We start from the raw sequence: 18511 nt of genomic DNA, 5'->3' as shown, positions 1-18511 counted from the left end.
GCGATGTGCAAGCGGGGCGGTCGCTGCGCTCCCGCTGGCCCGCGCGATGCGCGGGCGGATCCCTGCGCTGCGCTTCGGGATCCAGTGGGGCCGGCCGCTGCGCGACCGGCGCGCCGCGCGATGCGCGGCCGCCCGCTTGACGGAGTGTCACGTGCGGCTAGTACGACCTCCGGTAGGCGAGTTGGGGAGTGCTCCGCACTTCCGGGGGCGGGTCCGCTGCGCTCCCCCGCCTGACGGTCCTTCAGGCTGCGCCTTCAGAACCTTGGGGCCCGCTGTCGCGGGTCGGGCTGGCTGTAAGGGGGTGGGGGTCGCTCGTTCGTGTCGGGTTCTAGTGTAGTGGGTGCCTCAGGATGATGCAGCATGTACCGTTGGCGGAAACACGGGACACCCCCCAACCACCCGGACGGGGTGCGGACCGTGACCCGGTCGGCTTCTCTTTTCCCGGAAGGCAGGAATGGCTAGTGGATACATTCCCTATCTGGAAGCGTTACGTGAGCGCCGTGGATCAGGAATTCGAGCGTGCAGGTTTTCCCGGTGCCTCCCATTCGGTGGCCCGTCATGAGGACCACCAGGGGGCTTGTGTGGCCACGTGGAGCTGGGGGGTGAGCACGCCTCTCGAGAACGCCCAGGAGTGGCCTTCAGGCCTGACGCTGACGTGGTCCTCGCTTTCCGGGCTCTGGACGTACGTCCTGGTCGACGAACACGGCCTGGAGAACACCGAGCTCCTCCCTGTCCCGGCCCTGGCCGCTCCTTCCGCCGTCATCGCCCTGCTGCCCGCCCTGATGGACGGCAGGCGAGGTCTGCTCCCCAGGTCTGAGGAGCGGTGGGAGCACGCCGGGCCGCTGGAGTCGTGGGCGGAGTCCGCGGCCGTGCTCGGAGACGACAAGTACGACGCGGCGTACCAGGCCGCGGAGGAGGAGGCGGAGAGCTTCCTGCGGTGGCAGGAGGAGTTGGACGCCGCCGGGGTCATGGCGGGGCAGCAGGGTGCCGGCCTTTCGGAGGACAGCGGGGAGCCTGCCGGGCTGATCCGCTACCGGGTCGTGGCGCAGCGGACCGTGGCGGAGCACGACGGGGCCGCCACGCTGACGCACTACGCATACGCGCGATCGGTAGAGGAGGCCGTGACGAAGGTACGCCAGGCGCACGAGAAGCCCGGCGGCGTGTACGGCGACCAGGGCCTGTACCGGGTCGTGGAGGTCTGCGAGGACGGTCCGGAAGGCCAGGAGCGCCAGGAGGAAGACGCCCGCCGGCGGTTCGTCAGCATGGTCATGGAGGCCGCTCAGCAGGCCAACAAGGCGCGGCGCCAGCACGTCGAGCCGTACCAGTACGGCATCCTGTGTGACTTCTTCACCCGCGCCATCGTCTTCCCCGGCCAGCGCCCATACGACGACGGCATGCTCCACACCAGCGACCCCGCCCACGCCCTCTCCAGCCTGCTCCTGTCCCACCTCGCGATCCACGGCATGCGGGTGGACGACACTCCTGCCCCCGGGGAACTGCTCTCCCCGGCTGAGCGTCCGGCGGCCCGCGAAGTGGAGGATGCCGAGGCGCCGGCGGAACTGGTCGACCGCGTCCTCGCCGTGTGCGAGCAGCACTACGCGGCCGTGACCGGCACCAACTCCAAGTTGTGGGACAGGGAGTCGGCCCGGGAACTCGTGGACGTCGCCCTGCGGACCGTACGCCTGGCGGAGCGGGAGACCTACCCGCAGACGCTGGACGCGTACCTGCACGAGCACGGGGCGCGGCTGGAGCGGCTGTGGCACCGCTACGGCCCCGGTGGCATGTTCGCAGGCGAGCTCGTGCTGATCGACCTGCCCGGCTGCTTCGTGCTGTGCGAGAGGATCGAGACGACCCCGCTCTGGCTCGAAGAGCTCTGGGCGAAGCACGGCCAGGAGGAAACCGCGCTGGAAAGGCTTCAGAACAGCTGGCTGTACGACACGGGTGAAAAGGACGGGCGATGAGCAGGATTCCACTCAAGAAACACCAGGTCGATCAGACGTCGGCCTTTCGTCGGTGGGTGGGATTCCCTGCAAGGTCATCTGTGCCCCCACAGGGTGCCCGTGGCACGATCGTGTCAGCAACCGGCTCCGGAAAAACGATCATGGCTGCCGCGAGCGCGCTGGAGTGCTTCCCCGAGGGCCGGATCCTCGTGACCGTGCCGACCCTGGACCTGCTCGTACAGACCGCCCAGGCGTGGCGCGCGGTGGGGCACCGCTCCCCCATGGTCGCGGTGTGCTCGCTGGAGAACGACCCGGTGCTGAACGAGCTGGGCGTGCGCACCACCACCAACCCGATCCAGCTCGCCCTATGGGCTGGGCACGGGCCGGTCATCGTGCTCGCCACGTACGCCTCTCTCGTGGACCGCGAGGACTTCGATGACCCGACGGGCCAGGGACGCACGCGCGGGCCGCTGGAGGCCGCTCTGGCGGGCGGAGAGCGCCTGTACGGGCAGCGGATGGACGGCTTCGACCTCGCGATCATGGATGAGGCCCACGGCACCGCTGGTGATCTCGGGAGGCCGTGGGCGGCGATCCACGACAACGCCCGCATCCCCGCCGACTTCCGGCTGTACCTCACCGCGACCCCTCGGATCCTGGCCTCGCCCCGGCCGCTGCGGGGGAAGGACGGCCAGGAGCTGGAGGTCGCGACCATGGCCGACGACCCGGACGGCACGTACGGCGCGTGGCTGGCCGAACTCGGGCTGAGCGAGGCGATCGAGCGGGAAATCCTCGCCCCGTTCGAGATCGACGTCCTGGAGATCCGCGACCCCTCCCCCGTCCTCGGGGAGTCGGAGGAGGCACAGCGGGGCCGGCGCCTGGCCCTGCTGCAGACCGCCCTCCTGGAGCACGCGGCGGCGTACAACCTGCGTACGGTCATGACCTTCCATCAGAAGGTGGAAGAGGCCGCGGCGTTCGCGGAGGCACTGCCGAAGACCGCTGCCGAGCTGTACATGACCGAGACCGATGACGAGACCATGGTCAAGGCGGAGAAGGAACTGCCCGCGTCGTCGATCGACGCGGAGTTCTACGGCCTGGAGGCCGGCCGCCACGTCCCGCCGGACCGGGTGTGGTCAGCATGGCTGTGCGGCGACCACCTCGTGTCCGAACGCCGGGAAGTTCTGCGGCAGTTCGCCAACGGCATCGACGCCAACAACCGGCGCGTACACCGGGCCTTCCTCGCCTCAGTTCGAGTCCTCGGGGAAGGCGTCGACATCACCGGCGAGCGCGGGGTGGAGGCGATCTGCTTCGCCGACACCCGCGGCTCCCAGGTGGAGATCGTGCAGAACATCGGCCGCGCGCTGAGGCTGAACCGCGACGGCTCTACCAAGGTCGCGCGGATCATCGTGCCGGTCTTCCTGGAGCCGGACGAGGACCCGACCGACATGGTGGCCAGCGCGAGCTTCAAGCCGCTCGTGGCCGTACTCCAGGGCCTGCGCAGCCACGACGAGCGCCTGGTCGAACAACTCGCCTCCCGCGCCCTGACCAGCGGGAAGCGCAAGGTGCACGTCCAGCGCGATGAGGACGGCCGGATCATCGGCACCGACGGCGACGGCGAGGAGCACGACGACACCCAGGCCGCCGCCGAATCAGCCCTACTCCACTTCAGCACCCCCCGGGACGCGGCAACGATCGCGGCTTTCCTGCGCACGAGGGTGTACCGGCCGGACTCGCTGGTGTGGCTGGAGGGCTACCAGGCCCTCATCCGCTGGCGCGCGGAGAACGAGATCACCGGCCTGTACGCCGTCCCGTACGACACCGAGACGACAGTGGGCGTCACCAAGGACTTCCCGCTGGGCAGGTGGGTGCACCAGCAGCGCAAGGCGCTGCGCGCCGGGGAGCTCGAGGAGCGGCGCAAGGAGCTGCTCGACTTGCCGGAGGCCGGGATGGTGTGGGAGCCGGGCGAAGAGGCGTGGGAGACCAAGCTCGCCGCGCTCCGGTCCTACCACCGGGCCACCGGGCACCTTGCCCCTCGGCAGGACGCGGTGTGGGGCGAGGGCGACGCGAGGGCACCCATCGGGCAGCACATGGCCAACCTCCGTCGCAAAGGCCAGAAGAACGGCCTGGGCAAAGACCCGGAGCGGGCGGCGGAACGCGCGGCGCAGCTGACAGCGATCGACCCGGACTGGGACTGCCCGTGGCCACTCGACTGGCAGCGGCACTACCGGGTGCTCGCCGACCTGGTCGACGCCGACGGCAGCCTGCCCGACATCGCCCCCGGGGTGCTGATGGACGGCGACGACCTCGGCAAGTGGCTTCAGCGGCAGAAGCAGCCGGGCACCTGGGCGCAGTTGTCGAGCGAACAGCAGGAACGGCTCTCCAAGCTGGGCGTCCAACCGCTTGAGGCCCCGTCTCCCGCCCCGGCGACGGTGCGGTCGAAGGGCTCGGGCAAGACGCAGCAAGCGTTCCAGCGCGGCCTGGCGGCCCTCGCGCAGTGGGTGGAGCGGGAAGGCGCAAACCGTCCGGTGCCGCGCGGGCACAGCGAAGAGATCGTGGTCGATGGCGAGACGGTGGCCGTGAAGCTGGGCGTGTGGGTTTCCAACACCAAATCGAGGCGGGACAAGCTCAGTGCCGAACAGCTCGCCGCCCTCGCCGAACTCGGTGTCGACTGGGCGGGCGCAGCACCCAAGCAGGCCACCCCGGCTGCCCCGGCTCCGACGGACAGCAGCCCGGCACAGCCCATGCCGCCGGAGGTGCCGGCGCAAGGGCAGCACGCCCTCCACGCCGACACGCTGACGGGCGAAGAGCCCGAAGCCGAAGCGGCCCGCGGCCGGACGCGCATGCAGCGCCTCACCGAACTGATGCGGAAGCACACCAAGGCCGAACTGCTGCGCATGGCCTACGCCGGCGGCCTGGTGCGCCACAACTCCCCCGAGCAGTGGCGCAAGGACGAAATCGCCTTCGCCGTCATCGACATCGAGCTCCGGGCCGCCGCCCGGGCCAGCGCCGGCCAGCCTCCCGCCCCGCCCGCGTCGGCCGCCCCGCCGAAACGGCCGCGGGTACGGCACCACCATGACGAGTGCGACAAGGTGCTGTACGAGGGCGGCGCCTGCACCTGCGACCTCATCGAGCAGTACGGGCCGCCCTCCGAACGGGAGGACTCCTACTGAAACGACCTCTCACCGCTTCCCCACCTGACCCCGGGCCTGTCGAGGACCGGGGTCTCGTGTTGTGGCTCGGCAGGCGGCTATCGCCTTACGCGTCCCAACCGGTGAGCTGCTGGCGGTAGTCGGAGTTGAGCCGGTCGATCTGGATGTCCCCGTCAGAGGTCAGGACGTAAGGCTGGTGCGCTCCCATGTCGGCCAACAGATCGGCGACGAGGGCGTAGGCCGCGACCACGGCCTCCCGCTTGTCGGTGACGATGGCGCCAAGATCCACTGTGGTCTGTGCCGGGCTTTCCGGGAACGGTGCAACGTGGCCTTCCCTCGGGTAGGCCTCCTCGGACGCGACCAGGCGCACGGGCCCGTCGCTGCCGTCGAAGCGGTGGAATGCGACGGACAGCACCAGGTCACCGACTGCTCCGGTCTCTGCCGCCCAGGCTGCCGCAGCCTGAACCAGAGCCACGAGATCGAGTTCGAGCCCACGGTGATACAGCCGCTTGGGGCCGTCGTCGTTGTAGTGGTCGCTCTGAAGGTTGATGGGCCGTGCCGCATAGAAGCTGCCGTCTTGGTGGAGCTGACCGGTTGGTGTGCCCTCGAAGCGGGCTTGGCGGCGTCCGACCAGCGCGGTGCCTTCCGGCATCGCGCCGATGGTCACTCCTTCACAGGCGAGCGTGCGGAAGCGGGCGAAGGCTGCGTCTCGGTCCGCCCGTGTGGTCAGGGGGTAGGTGCCCCGGGCGGCCGGGACTGCGGCCAGGCTGACCCAGGCAGGAGAGTAGGTCGCCCTGGGGCTGCCGCCGTGCTCAGTGCTGGTCAGGTAAGCCGACAAGTAGCCAAAGCCTGTGTCGGCGACCTGCTTCAGGCGGTCGACGTCGTCGGAGGCGGCCTGGAAACGGTCACGATAGCGCTGGGCGATCTCGGATTCGGCGAGGGTACGGGTCGTGGTGCCGTGCCGGACGTGGACCCGGAAGTGGTAGTCGTTGCCCGGGGCCGCGACGGCGTGCGGGGCCTGGGTGCTTCGGGGCACGGTGAGCAGCCAGTAGATCTTGCCTTCGTGTGCTGCGGACCTCACGGCCCGTACGCCGACGTTGGGTACGACGGGCTGGATCCAGTTCGCGAGCACCGAGCGGATCCACTCTTCACCGCGGCCCGGGACCGGGTCGAAGGGGGCCAGGTCGTGGGCGTGGTCCTGCTTGCCGTCGTCGACGCCGATGACGACCATGCCGCCAGCGGTGTTGGCCATGGCGGACACGTCCTTGGCGAGTTCCTTCTTGTCCGCGTCGGCGCCCTTGTAGAAGTCCTTCTTCCAGTCGAGGTCGACGCTCTCGGGGATCTGGCTCTTGACCGCGCGCTGCAGATCCTCCTCGGTGAGGTGATCGGGGTGTTGTCCCAGGGCGGCAGTGAGTCGTGCGGGCAGAGCCATCGGTACTCCAGTGTGTTCACCATATGCAGCTGACGATCGCCAGTCAGATCACGCTAAACGGGATCACCAGGCCGTCACCACGCATTTCCGGTACTGCGCTTGCCGCCCGCTGTCGCGGCTTGCCCAGGGCCAGTTGGACGTGCTTCGGGAGCTGCGTTGGGAGTGGGCGTGACGCTCCCACCGACTGGTCGCGTTCCGCCCGGGACCTCTTCTCCATTACTACTTCCCCCACGAGCCCACCGCTGTGTCGCGGCCACGGAGCTCGCCGATGCACACGGTCGGGACGACCCGAACTCCCGGCTGCCTCTGCATCACGCCCACGGCCGGGAGTTCGGTGTGCACCGAGCACCAGGTAAGACGCCCTACAGCATCACTGGGAACGTCATACCGCACACGCGTCAGGAGGTGAGTACGAACCAGTCGTCGGCAGGCGGCCACCTCCGCGGCCGCATCACATCCCGGATCCGCAGGAGGTCAGCGCACCGGCCCTCGATCGCGTCCACGGCCTCCGGCGGCGTGTGATCGGTGAGCCTCAGGACGCGGATCCGGGCGAAGACCCTGCGTTTCGCCGGATTGTTGTCGTGCCTGTCCAGCCGTCCGAGCAGGCCGTCCGCACGGTTGGCCTGCCCCAGCCAGCGGAGACGGTGCTCCGTGTCTGAGATCAGGTAGATCGCGGTGGTGATGTCCAGTTCCTCGTACCGCCACCGCTCGGCCCAGCGCACGGGCCGGAAGAGAACCTCGTCGAGGTACCGGCCGGCTGCTCGGGGCAGGGCACCCAGGCGGCCGTCGGTCAGGACCGGGCCGGTCGGCAGGGCTCCGCTCACAGGGCGTCACCCTCCTCCGTGAACTCCTCCTCGAACTCCGCCAGGTCGTCGTCCTCGTCGGAGTCGCTGGCCTCCGTGAGGAACTTCTCCGACGCGGACTCCTCGATGGTCGGGTTGCCGTACTGCATGTCGATGATGGCCGACTTCAGCATGCCCACGTCGGAGTGCACCACGGACAGAGCGCGGAGAAAAGCGGCGATTTCCTGCTCCACGGCTCCGTGCAGAGGCCGCTGACCGGCCTTCTGCGCGTCGGACAGAAGGGAACGTGCCGTCTTGAGCACCTCGACCAGGGCCGCGGGCAGATCGTCGGTGACGGCGTCGTAGAAGCGGCCACGGGTGTCGTTGAAGATCTCCAGGGGGGTCGGGTCCGGAGGCTGCGGGATTGTCCCATCGGTGCTGCTACCTCGGGGCGTGGACGTCGGCGGGCGCTTGGTCTGGGCCTTCGGGAAGGCCGTGTCGAACCAGGACTTGTCCGCCTTGGTGTCTTCGATGGGAAGGCCCTGGCGGTCCACCTGCCGGGGCGTGGTGTTCTTGGCCGTTGCCCTGGCGAGCTCGTTCATCAGCCCGATCGTCCGGCGGGGCTGGCTGAGCATGGCCTTGCGGGCGTTAATCGTGCTCCGGCGGATCTTCTTGTCGGCGACGGTTTCGCCGTCCTCGAGCTCCCCGCTGCCGCTCTGTGCACCGATCGACCCACGGTCTGCCTCGATGATCTTGTACTCGGCGAGCCAGTGGATTCCGCGGGTCGTCAGGAAGCGGTCGAGCGCATCGAGATCGAGCGGCTGGTTGGTGGCGCTGACGGCGCCGATCACCTTGTCCCACGCGGGTTCCTCGGCGAGGTGCCCATGGGACTTGATGAAGGTGCTGCTCAGCAGGCCGTCCAGGACGCGAGGATTCCAGCGGAAGCTGTACCCCTCGCCGATCACCGAGGAGACCATGCGCAGGCGGTGCCAGACGTGGTCCTTGGTCGTGGCGTAGCGGGCCGGTTCGCCCAGCACCCGGCGCAGGGCCCTAGCCCGGGTGGGGTCCTTGGGGAAGACGACGGCGTACAGGGCTCGGTCGCGCCGGTCGCGGGCGGTGACGATGGCTTCGCCGCGGCGGTGCTCGGGGTCGGGGCCTTCCCCGGCGAGCCAGGCGCGCTCCTCCTCGCTGATCCATCCGCGCTGCTTCGCATCCCGCAGGACGGCACGCAGGTCGGAGGCCGCCTTCTCGACCAGGGTGTAGCTCAGGGGCGGGCGCCGGTGGTCGGCCCGGTTCGGGTCGAAGACGACGTTGTGGAAGTCCTCCGGGGCGGCGGTACCCACGATGATCTGCATCTTGACCGTGGCGACCATGGCGGCCTGCTTCGCCTGGTCGTGCAAGGGGTGCCGTTCGTCGTCAAAGGCCGCGCGCAGCCTCTCCGCGAACGCCGGCACCCACACCGCGGGGTCGGCCACCTTCGCGGGCACGCCGTCGACACCGTCGAGTCCGAGGAGGCCGCGATCGATGCCGAAGATGATGTCCTTCGGCACCAGGCCGTGAAGCGCGAGGCGGGCCCGGCTGCGGTTCGCGCCCTTGATGGCCGTCGCGTCGAGGACCCGGCGCACCTGGGTAGTGGTGCCACCGTCCAGTTCCTTGACCAGTTCCCGTACCTGACGCAGCAGCAGGGCGTGCAGGGTGGTCTCGTTCTGCCCGTAGACCTGCATGTCGTCGATCAGCTTGTAGCCGCGGTCCCCGTCGGCCTGGTCGAGGGCGTCGGTCATGGTGCCGATCAGCCCGCTCAGCGTCTGACTGTCCACCGGGGCCGCGGTCGTCAGGAATGCCGCCGGCAGCGCGCCCTCGTGTCGGCCGGTGACCAGACGCGGAAGCATCCGAGCCGGGTCAGGGTTGTGGCGCGCGGGAGAGTGGAAGAAGCGGCGGATGCGCTCGTTGTACTCGCCAGGAGTGCCAGCGAAGCCATGGACGGTGACCTCCATGATGTCGAGGCCGGTGCTCGGGTCGCGGTTGATCACTCCGGGCTTGATCCGGTACTCGGCACCGTCTTCGCCGCGCTGCCGGAGGAGATAGTCCTTGGGGCGGACGACGTAGGGGGCGAGACCGTCGGTGATTTCCAGGGGGAGCCCGGTGGTCTCGTGCAGCGCGACGGAGAAGGTGCGCGTCCACGTGACCTTGTCAGCGCCCGGGAACGGATTGCTCTGAGGGTGGTCCTCGTCGGACTCGTAGTCCTCGATGACGTCAACATTCATGGCTGCCTCCCGAGATGGGGGTACGGCGCCCTTTGGGCGCCATGCGGCTGCCTGGGCCGGCCGGTCCGGGCAGAGCACGAAGGCGCCCGGACACCCGCACTTTCTCGGGGGTCATCAGTCTCAGCCGCCGCACGCATACGCGATATGAGCGCCTGAACCCGTCCGCTCGTCGGCCCTCTGCCGCGACGCGGTGGTCGTCACGATCCGAAGATCGTGTCGCGATCCGGGGATCGCGTGACCAGACGGTCATTGCGGACGCCCCCGACCCAGATGGGCCACTGGGGGTTCAGGAAGACTCACGGCATGGAGCCGAATGCTGTCGTCCAGAGTACCGGGGACCACCGACAACGCCGCCCTCTTTCGGTGACGCCGCTTCGTGAAGGCGCCGTAACTACTGCAGCGAGACGCCGTTGGATGAGCGAGCTACAGGCCGACGGCCCGGATCTCATCTCGTCACAGCCGTTCTCTACAGGTCGAACTCAAGGTGCTCGATGTCGGTGAAGCGGACCTCCTCCAGCTGGCCAGCGCGGCGGCCGTTGTCCTGGAAGTACACCTCCTTGAGTGCTTCGGCAGCGATCTGCTGGAACTGCTGGTCGCTGGCGCCCTGCTCCTGGGCGTCGAAGAGGCGGGCGGCGTACTGCGGCGGTAGCGCGACCGTCAGGTGCCGGAGGCGGTCCTCGTCCGTCGTCCCGATCGGCGCTGTGTAGCCGATGCGGGCGCGGGTGTCGATGACGATGCCGCCGGTGGTCGCCGCCTTTTGCCGGGCCTGGGCGCGGATCTGCGGCTGCCACCGCTTTTTCACCTCGGTCTCCAGGCGGGCGGCGAGGTCCGGGCGGGGCTTCTTGATCTGGTCTTTCACGTACCGCTCGACCGTGCGCTGCGAGATCCGCAGCATCTGGGCGACCGCCTTGGTGCCCTTGAGCTGTTTGACCAGGTACCGCATTTGCGCGGGCGCGCTCTTGGGCGCCGGGCGGGTGAACGCCTTCTGCACCGCGGCGTCCAGGCCGTCCCCGAACATGCTCATCGCGGTCTACTCCCCGGTGTCCTGGTCGGTGACGGTGCCGTCCTTGATGTACCGGGCGAGGTTGAGCTCCGGGGCGTTGAACTGCTCGCGCACCCCCTCGCCCCACAGCACGCTCTGGGTGCCCTCCCACTTCACCAGCCCGGGGTTCACGCCGAGCTTGAAGCCGCCGGGCAGCGGTTTGCCGTCCCGGTAGGGCAGGAAGTCCAGCGGTGACGGCCCGTCGGAGGCGTAGACGGCGCAGTCCGAGAGGATTGCCACCGGGTATTGCCCGGTGAAGGCGGCGTGTTTGACGATCTTGCGGTGCATGTTGATCCGGGTGCGGGAGATGACGGCGGCGCGGATGTCCGGGCGCCAGGTCGGCCGGGCAAGGGCCCGCCACGGCTGCCCGGGCTTCCAGCCCTCCCCGCGCGGGCGCTCGCGCAGCTTGCCGATGCCGCCCTTCACGGTCGCCTTGATCGCGGACACCACGATCGCCAGCTGGGGGTCCCGCTGCCGGTAGCCGTCCATCGCCGCGAGGAACTCGGCCGGCGACAGGTCCGCGTGCACACCGAGGTCGGCCATCGTGGCGAGGTAGGCATCTCGCAGCCGGTTGTACCAGGCGTCCAGGTAGCGGCCGTTGTCATGGCGGACATAGGCCTCAACCGGTGCGACGTCGTAGCCGAGCTCCACTGCGTAGGCGACGGTGGGCGTGGCGTACCAGGCCGCACCCGTCGGGCGCTCGCCCTTCGGCGTGAACGGACTGGGCAGCAGCCCGGCGTCCAGATCCGCCCACTTGTCCTTGGCCACCTTCACGCGGGACAGGTCGACGTGGCTCAGGTCGACCAGCCAGGAACCGGGCAGTTTCGGATCGAAGACGGGGTTCTTGACGTGCGTCGGCGCGCCCAGGCCGACGTTAAGGCCGTTCGCGCCGGCGGCGAAGGCCATGTTCACGTCGATGCCCACCAGGTGAGGGCGAAGGCATTCGGCGTCGGTGAGGGGGCGTGCCCAGTCGTACGCCTCCTCCACCAGGACCTCGGCCGGGGTGCGGTGGTGGAAGCGCGGCAGGTGTGCCAGGACCGGGTGCCCGTCGGGTGCCTCGCACGGCGCGCAGTCCACCGGATCCTTGCCCAGCGAGCCGGGGTTGTGCTCGGAGTGCCGCTTGCCCGTCGCGTCCGGTTCGGAGGCCCGGGTCGGCGGGTGCAGCGCGGTCATCAGCTCCAGCCCGGTCACCGCGGTCGATCCGCGCGGCGTCATCACCCGGGCCGCGTAGGTGCCCAGGAGCCGCGCGAGGTCCGCCGGCGGAAGCTGCCCCGCGTCGGCCCAGTGCCGGGCATCGAGCGCGTCCCACGACGGGATGCACAACTGTACGCAGGATCGCTCCGCGCCCTGCGCGGGGCGGTAGATCCTCGCCCACGGCCCGAACCCCCGCTTCGTCAGCTGCCAGTTGGCGCGCACCAGCTGCTTGATGACCTTGTGGCCCTCCGGGATGCGCCCCGCGAGCCGCTCCTCCTTGGTGAGCGTGGCCGGAAGGCCGTAGCGCTCCAGCGCGGCCTCGGTGAGCACGAGCAGCGGGTCGGCGTCCTTGCCCGGGCCGGACAGCTTCGGCGCCCCCAGCTTCGCCTCCTTCAGCGTCCACTCCACCAGGGACGGCAGGGACTTGGCGGGCACGTCCAGGACCAGGCCGCCGACGCAGTACGCCAGCACCTTGCCGTCGTCGACGGCGTCGACGACCGCGAGCGGACCGTTCTCGAACCTCGCATCGGTCCCGCCTGCCGGAGTGCTGGCGGGGCCGGCCTTCTTTGCAGCCGGACCGCGCGATGCCGGCCGGTTCGTGGTCGCCGGACGCGGTACAGCGGCAGGGGCAGCGGAGCGGGGTGCGGTCTTCGCGGGCTCCGCAGCCGGGCCTGTGGGTGCGGTGCAGGCTTGGGCCGGTTCAACCGCCGATAGCGCAGGAGCGGCCGGAACGGCAGGCGTCTCGGGGACCGCCGTGTCCTCAGGGGGCACCGGAGCGTTGGCGGGGTAGAGCTGGGCGAGTTGCTTCAGCATGCGGGCGTATGCGTCGCGCTCCGGCGGCCGCGGCTCGGTCTTGCCGGCCTCCCAGCCGCTGACCGTCGCGCGCCGCACCTGCAGTGCGGCAGCCACCTCGTCCAGCGTCAGGCCGTGCGCCTGGCGCAGCCGCTTGCGTTCCGCCGGGGGCGGCAACGGGGAGCGGGACGCGATGAGCGCATCGACCGCGTCGAACAGCTCGGACATGCAGCACCTCCTGCCCCAACCCTAGCGTGAAGCGCACGTTTCGCGTACGAAACGCGTACGGATACCGTAAACGGCGATTGGCGGCACGGTTACCCCGGACCGGGCGCCCTCGTGCTTGGGCTGCTACAGGCTCTCTATCCGAGGGCCCGCGGTGGTGTCTCGGCTATGCCTGAACTGGCCAGGGAAAGCGGCTTGGTGTGAGAGATCTGGGAAAGCAGACAGCCGCCGTGCACCAGCCATCGCGGTGGCAGAACGCTCGGGGGCGGGCATGGGTGAGATCGTCAATGGACTCGAACGAGCGTTGCTGACCCGCCCCATTCCCACCGGTGACACCGCTGTGCGCTTCCTGCTCAAGACGCAGAAGGGCTCCACGAAGAACGTGGCCATCCTCCTGGGGATCTCCCAGCGCACGGTACAGCGGTGGGTCACCACCCGGCCGGGAATGCGCCGCCGTCCCAGTGCTGTACATGCGGGATTGATCGATGAGGCCGTCAGGGCACGGTGGCAGCCCCTGGTGCGCGCCCGCCGACGGGCCCGGGCCGAGGCCGACGGGTTTGTCTTCCATACCAGGGCGCGGTTCGGTTTCGCTGCTCCGGCAGGCTCGTCGGACGATTCACGAGTAAGGCTGATCACCCAGTACCTGTCGGGAGAAGTGGCCCGCGAGCTGTTCGCCGCCCGGGACACCGGCGAAGGCGAGCAGCAACAGCTGGTGATCCTCGCCCGAGCGCTGGGGCATGCCTACTTCCGGGACGGAGGTCTGCGTGCCCACGGTCTCGGGATCGCCTTCACCGACGTGGAGTTCGCTGATTTCTCCATCGACTGACGTGCGCCTGGTTCGGGCTCAGGAGGAGGGCGGGAGCTGGTGCCGCGTCAGCATCGTGTCGTAGCACTGTGCTTCCTTTCGTTCGCGCCAGTCCCACTGGATACGGCCGACAGGGCCGGTGCGCTGACCGACAGGCGGCTGCGTCGGGCGCATCCTGGCCGCCTCGGCCACGCGCAGCAATTGAGTGCGGTCGTGGGGGCCGGCCAGCAGATGCTGGTCCTGGCCGGGCGCGAGCCGGGCGAAGCACACTGCGGCTTTCAGGAAGACGCACGCCCACGGCGGCACCCGGTGCGAGGCGCAGCCGTCGGTGTAGCGGGCGCGGTCGTGCAGGGCCAGGGTGGCCGCGGCGTCGTCGTAGTCGCCGGGGCGGGCGGTGGCGAGCTGCTGGAAGGAGGCGCCGGTGAAGAGCGCGGCGGCGAGGGCGGCGGCTAGGCGGGGGTGGGCGGTCACGGTGGAGAGGCGCCGGGCGACTTCCCGGGTTGTCTGCTCGGTGAGGGGTGCCGGTGGCGGGCGGTGCCGGAAGATGATCGGCGGCGGTGTGCACGGGGCGGTGCAGGGAGCGGGGCTGTCGTAGGAGACGAGGCGGTCCAGCACGGACAGGGTGAACCACCGGTCTGCCGACCGGGCGGACTCGTCGGCAGGCGAGGGTACGGGGGCGGTCGTGCCGTAGTAGTGGCGGCGGGCTGCCTGGAAGTCGGCGGTGACGGAGTAGTCGGCCGTCTGCAGCGCCTGGTGCAGGGCGGCGGGCAGATGGGGGCGGTGGCAGACCAAGGTCAAGTGGATGCCGGTAAGAGCGCGCAGCTGCAGGAGGCGCATTGTGCGGCGGGCGGTGAGGCGGTGGGCGCGCAGGACGGTCAGCCGGGTGACGGGCAGGGCCGTGATCCAGGCGGTGGCGGCTTCCCAGGCGGGCTGACGGCCAGCGGGGAAACGCCCCGGGAGCAGGGGCGGTTTGCCCAGAGTGGCGAGAAGGTCGTGGGCGAGGCCGGTCTCGCTGGTGGTGCCAGGGCCGGGGTGCAGGGTGATCCGCCCGGAGGACGGGTGGTGGGCGGCCAGGGCGGTGTGCGTGTGGATCGCGTCGTCGCCCGGGTCGATGACCACGGCAACGGGTGTCGGCGACACGGCAGGCGGCGTGGTGGTCAGGCGAGGCGGCTGAAGGCCCAGCGCAGCAGCTCCTGATCGACACGGGAGCGGCCGGTGCGGGTCAGGGCGGTGCGGGTGTGGGCGGTCAACTGGGCCCAGGCGCGGAAATTGCCGTGTGCGGCGTGCTGGTCGGCGAAGGCGATGTCGTCGGGGTCGGCGTCGGCCCACACAGGATGGAACAAGGGGATGACCTCCAGGACCTCGCCGGGGGTGAGGCGGGTGAAGTGCTGCCAGATGAAGATGCGGGAGGACAGCATCGGTTCGCGGCGCAGCACGGTGTGGCAGCCTTCCCCACCGACGAAGATGATCGCGAGCTGGGTTGAGGGTTCGTCCCAGAGGTAGCGGAAGTACTCGAACGCCTCCCCGTTGAGCCACTGGGCCTCGTCGACCAGGAAGGTGCGGGGGCGTTCGGCCAGGGCGGTTTTCAGCAGGCGGTCGAACTCGCTGGGGTGGCGCGGCGGTTCGCCGGCCAAGTCGAGCGCGGTGAACAGTTCATAGCGCACCGCGCGAGCGGTGGGCCGGGCCCGGAAGGTGATCTTGCGGACGTCCTCGCCGGGCTCGAGTGCGCGCAGGCAGGTGTTGACAGCGAGGGTCTTGCCGAAGCCGGCGCCGCCGTGGATGCACATCATGGCGCGGGCGGCGACCGTGTCGGAGATGTTCTCCCGGGCGGTGAGCAGGGCGCGGGTGGTGACCACGGACGCATCGGGCAGGTCGACGTACTGGTAGGTGGCCGCGGTCACGAGGCGTCTCCGTCTTCGTCGGTGGTGGGACGTGCGGCCCGCCTGTCGCGGCCGTACGGGGCGGAAGCGCCGTCACGGCCGGGCGGGTGCGGGACGCGCGGGCCCGGCGTGGTCAGCGCGGCCAGGGAAGCAGGGGTGCGCCAGTCGGCCGGGGGCGCGGCGGGCGGGATGAGGTCCGGCATTGCGAGCTGCGCGAGGTCGGTGTCGGCAGTCTGGGCGAGTTCGGCCTCGGCCTGGGCGGTGGTCAGCGCGCCGAGCCGCTGAGGTGCCTCGGGCTGGACGGCGGCGGCGTAGCGCTCGCGGTGGGAAGCCTCCAGGTCCTTCTTCAGACGGCGAGCACGGGCGGCCCGTGCTCGCCGTACGGCGCTGACCTGTTCCTCGGTGGCCTGGTTGGCCAGGTCCGCGGGACCCAGATAGCGGCCAGTGGCCGCGTGGTACACCTCGATGCGGTGGTCGTGGTGGGGCATGAAGCGGATGCGGACCTGGATCCCGGCCTGGCCGGTCATCCACGGCCCCACGTAGTCGCGTTTCCTGAAGCGGACTCCGCGGGTGGTCAGCGTGCGGGTGCCGGCGTCCTCCAGGGTGAACGTCCACAGATCCGTCGCGGGCACGTCCCGCAGCGGGGTGGGATCCCCCTGCCACGCCTCAAGCGGAGTCTTGCCCCGCAACGGCGCCGGGCGGTGCTCGGTGTTCCACCAGAGCGTCCAGGCCAGCAGCCGGGCGGTGAAGTCCTCGAAGCCGAGCAGCACTTCGTCCTTCGGGCGGGAAGCCCGTTTGCCGGGGCGCGGCTGGCGGGCATAGCCGGGCAGCGCGGCCAGGAACATACTCTCCACCGCACGGTTCAGGCCCTCCACGGTGCCCTTGAGATGGGGGGTGTAGGCGGGCAGGTCCTCCACCGTGACGTCCAGGAGATCAAACGCTGCGGTCACCGTCCGGGACAGGAAGTCCTTGCCGCGGTCCACCCGTACCTTCTCGGGCACGCCGCCGAACGGGCCGTAGGGGTCCTCATGCAGGACCGCGGAGCGCAGCGCGGCCAGCACAGACTCCCGCGACGGATGCACCGGCGTGACCGCGACACCGGTGACCGCGTTCGTCGCACAGTCGGTGAACCACGTGATCCACGGCCTGCGAGCCTTGCCATCGACATCGACCAGCACCGCCGCCTGCATGTGGTCGGTCTCCCACACCTGATTGCGCCAGCCCCGCGGCCGGGCCAGGAACACATCATGCTTGCGCGCCGCCCGCTCCCCTCCCGCAAGTCCGGCCCGCTCCCCCGGCGTCAGATCACGGCGGATCGCCCGGTGCAGCGTCGTCAGCGACGGTGCGTCTGCAGGCGGAGACTGCCTGGCAGCACGCAGGACCAGTTCGCGGTGGACCGCCCGCACGTTCCCCTTCCACAGCGCCAACAGTCCACGGACCTCGGGCGTGACCGTGAACCTTGCATCGACCCGGGAGCGTGCGCCGGGGTTGGCAGCCGCGGTCTCATCGCTCTGAGCGGTGGCCAGCCAGCGCCACACCGTGCGCTCCGACACTCCTAACGCGTCCGCGGCCACCCGTACATGGACTGCTGTCAGCTTCTTCCCTGCCCGCAGTGCGAGCAGCCGCCGCACGGCCGGACCGCGCAGCGCCGTCCTCGACGCCGCAGGCAGTCCGCCGTCTGGGCGGATGGCGTCGCCGCCCTTCATGTCAGCTCCCCTCACGCGGGTGGGACGTCGTGTGCTTGCCGGTGGCCGGGAGCATGCGATCGCCCTCCCGTTGCTTGCAGGAGCGCTCCGTTCACAGTGGCGGCGCGACCCGCTTAAACAGCCGCCTCAGCAAGGCCCGGTCGATGGATGCATCAGCGGTGATGAGCAGCGCGTTCTGCAGGTGCGCAGTCAAAGCGGCCCACGTGCGGAACGTGCCGTGCGCGCACGACCGGTCGATCCACGTCAGGTCCGGGGCCTGGACGGTGCGCCACAGCGGATGGAAGCCGGTCACCACGGTCGCCACTTCCGCTCCGGTCAAGCGTGGAACCTCCTGCCACGCCACCACCCGCGATGCCAGCTGCGGCAGCCGGGACAGCGCCCGCTCACTGCCCGCCCCGACCAGCACCAGCGTGATCCGGGTGCCGGGGTGGTCCCACAGGCTCTGCAGGTACTCCAGGCACGGCACGGGCAGGCGCTGCGCCTCATCGACCACCAGCACCCGCGTCTCACTCAAGGCCCCCGTGACCGCGGCGTCGGCCAGCGCCGACGTGTGCGGGAAGCGGCCCGGCAGCGCCAGCGCGTCGAACACCGCACGCCTCATGCCGGCCACCGACGGGCGCACCGGTACCGGCACCCACGTCACCTTCCAGCCCGGGGGCACTTCGCTGAGCGCCATCCGCACGGCTGCGGTCTTGCCCCGGCCCGGGTCGCCGAACACACACACCGCGCCCTGGGTCGCCATCGCCTGCCCGACCGCCTCGGCCACCGCCCGCACCCACGACGTCCGCACCATCTGCGCTCCCGCCGGCAACGCCACACCCGCCAGCGCACCGCTCTCCCCCACCGGCAAGCCGCTGGTCGCCTCTGGTACGAGACGCGGCAGCCGGCGCGCAGCCACTTTCGCCGCGCCGCCCTCCTGCGGCCCGGCCAGGGCGAGGTCAGCCAGTGCCTGCCGCGTTTGCTGCTCATCCCGCTCCCGCCGCGCCACCGCGCGGTCCGGCAGGGCCCTGCCGGCCTGAAGGTCCCGGCGCACCACCCGGTGCAACGACGCCAGCGAGGGCACCTCACCCCCGGCCGCCTTCAGATGCCGGTGCAGCGCCGCTACATTCCCGCCCGCCTGCGCCAGCACCTCCCACATCTGGTCGGACAACTCCAGCCTGGCCCGCGGCCTGCGCTCGACACGGCCCTCCGTCCGCGCCGCATCCAGCCAGCGCCACACCGTGCGCACATTCACCCCGCCGACCTGAGCGCCCGCCCGCACATGCGCCGTCGTCAACGCCCCGGCCGCATCCAGCTCCAGCAG

At 70.3% G+C, this 18511-nt stretch carries 12 protein-coding genes; 3 read left to right on the top strand and 9 right to left on the bottom strand.

Features of this window, described 5'->3' with window-relative positions; all coding sequences use genetic code 11:
• Positions 1–602: 602 nt before the first annotated feature.
• The gene (locus CCN42_RS44540; protein ID WP_245877349.1) at positions 603–1961 is read left to right on the top strand and encodes a hypothetical protein; all 1359 of its coding nucleotides are present in this window, start codon (positions 603–605) and stop codon (positions 1959–1961) included.
• Positions 1958–5107: a DEAD/DEAH box helicase gene (locus CCN42_RS18560; protein WP_086737133.1), complete on the top strand. Its 3150-nt coding sequence runs from the start codon at positions 1958–1960 to the stop codon at positions 5105–5107. The genes CCN42_RS44540 and CCN42_RS18560 overlap by 4 nt, the downstream gene beginning before the upstream one ends.
• An 85-nt stretch (positions 5108–5192) precedes the next feature.
• On the opposite strand, the gene CCN42_RS42135 is transcribed toward CCN42_RS18560, so the two are convergent.
• From CCN42_RS42135 to tap, 5 genes are all read right to left on the bottom strand, one after another.
• Positions 5193–6518 carry an AlbA family DNA-binding domain-containing protein gene (locus tag CCN42_RS42135; RefSeq protein WP_143661943.1) on the bottom strand — a complete coding sequence of 442 codons (1326 nt, stop codon included), beginning with the start codon at positions 6516–6518 and terminating at the stop codon, positions 5193–5195.
• Between the two features lie 398 nt (positions 6519–6916).
• Complete coding sequence (locus CCN42_RS18545; protein WP_086701007.1) at positions 6917–7342, bottom strand: hypothetical protein; 426 nt, start codon at positions 7340–7342, stop codon at positions 6917–6919.
• Complete coding sequence (locus CCN42_RS18540; protein WP_086737129.1) at positions 7339–9564, bottom strand: hypothetical protein; 2226 nt, start codon at positions 9562–9564, stop codon at positions 7339–7341. The genes CCN42_RS18545 and CCN42_RS18540 overlap by 4 nt, the downstream gene beginning before the upstream one ends.
• Positions 9565–10030: 466 nt before the next feature.
• Complete coding sequence (gene tpg / locus CCN42_RS18535) at positions 10031–10588, bottom strand: telomere-protecting terminal protein Tpg (protein ID WP_086737127.1); 558 nt, start codon at positions 10586–10588, stop codon at positions 10031–10033.
• A 6-nt stretch (positions 10589–10594) separates the two neighbouring features.
• Positions 10595–12820, bottom strand: a complete 2226-nt coding sequence (gene tap / locus CCN42_RS18530; RefSeq protein WP_086737125.1) for a telomere-associated protein Tap — start codon at positions 12818–12820, stop codon at positions 10595–10597.
• Between the two features lie 268 nt (positions 12821–13088).
• Between tap and tpg (CCN42_RS18525) the strand changes: the two genes are divergently transcribed.
• Positions 13089–13643, top strand: a complete 555-nt coding sequence (tpg, locus tag CCN42_RS18525) for a telomere-protecting terminal protein Tpg (protein WP_086737123.1) — start codon at positions 13089–13091, stop codon at positions 13641–13643.
• An 18-nt stretch (positions 13644–13661) separates the two neighbouring features.
• Here the strand turns inward: tpg (CCN42_RS18525) and CCN42_RS18520 are convergent, their stop codons facing one another.
• From CCN42_RS18520 to CCN42_RS18505, 4 genes are all read right to left on the bottom strand, one after another.
• Positions 13662–14762 (bottom strand): hypothetical protein, encoded by a 1101-nt coding sequence (locus CCN42_RS18520; protein WP_245877350.1) that lies wholly within the window; start codon positions 14760–14762, stop codon positions 13662–13664.
• Between the two features lie 17 nt (positions 14763–14779).
• A complete protein-coding gene (locus tag CCN42_RS18515; protein ID WP_211294736.1) occupies positions 14780–15523 on the bottom strand; it encodes an AAA family ATPase in 744 nt (247 codons plus the stop codon).
• Entirely contained in the window at positions 15520–17133 is a 1614-nt protein-coding gene (locus CCN42_RS18510; RefSeq protein ID WP_422641175.1) for a Mu transposase C-terminal domain-containing protein, read from the bottom strand. The genes CCN42_RS18515 and CCN42_RS18510 overlap by 4 nt, the downstream gene beginning before the upstream one ends.
• A gap of 166 nt (positions 17134–17299) precedes the next feature.
• The coding region (locus tag CCN42_RS18505) for an AAA family ATPase (protein WP_107427612.1) at positions 17300–18511 on the bottom strand (1212 nt) is incomplete at its 5' end.

The organism is Streptomyces glaucescens, from assembly GCF_002154375.1.
GTDB classification, from domain to species: Bacteria; Actinomycetota; Actinomycetes; order Streptomycetales; family Streptomycetaceae; genus Streptomyces; species Streptomyces glaucescens.
This window is presented reverse-complemented; position numbering and strand designations above follow the sequence as displayed.

Excerpts from the sequence above, each read along its gene's own strand:
- CCN42_RS18560 (WP_086737133.1), top strand. The coding sequence starts at position 1,958 with ATGAGCAGGATTCCACTCAAGAAACACCAGGTCGATCAGACGTCGGCC.
- CCN42_RS42135 (WP_143661943.1), bottom strand. The coding sequence starts at position 6,518 with ATGGCTCTGCCCGCACGACTCACTGCCGCCCTGGGACAACACCCCGAT.
- CCN42_RS18540 (WP_086737129.1), bottom strand. The coding sequence starts at position 9,564 with ATGAATGTTGACGTCATCGAGGACTACGAGTCCGACGAGGACCACCCT.
- tpg (WP_086737127.1), bottom strand. The coding sequence starts at position 10,588 with ATGAGCATGTTCGGGGACGGCCTGGACGCCGCGGTGCAGAAGGCGTTC.
- tap (WP_086737125.1), bottom strand. The coding sequence starts at position 12,820 with ATGTCCGAGCTGTTCGACGCGGTCGATGCGCTCATCGCGTCCCGCTCC.
- tpg (WP_086737123.1), top strand. The coding sequence starts at position 13,089 with ATGGGTGAGATCGTCAATGGACTCGAACGAGCGTTGCTGACCCGCCCC.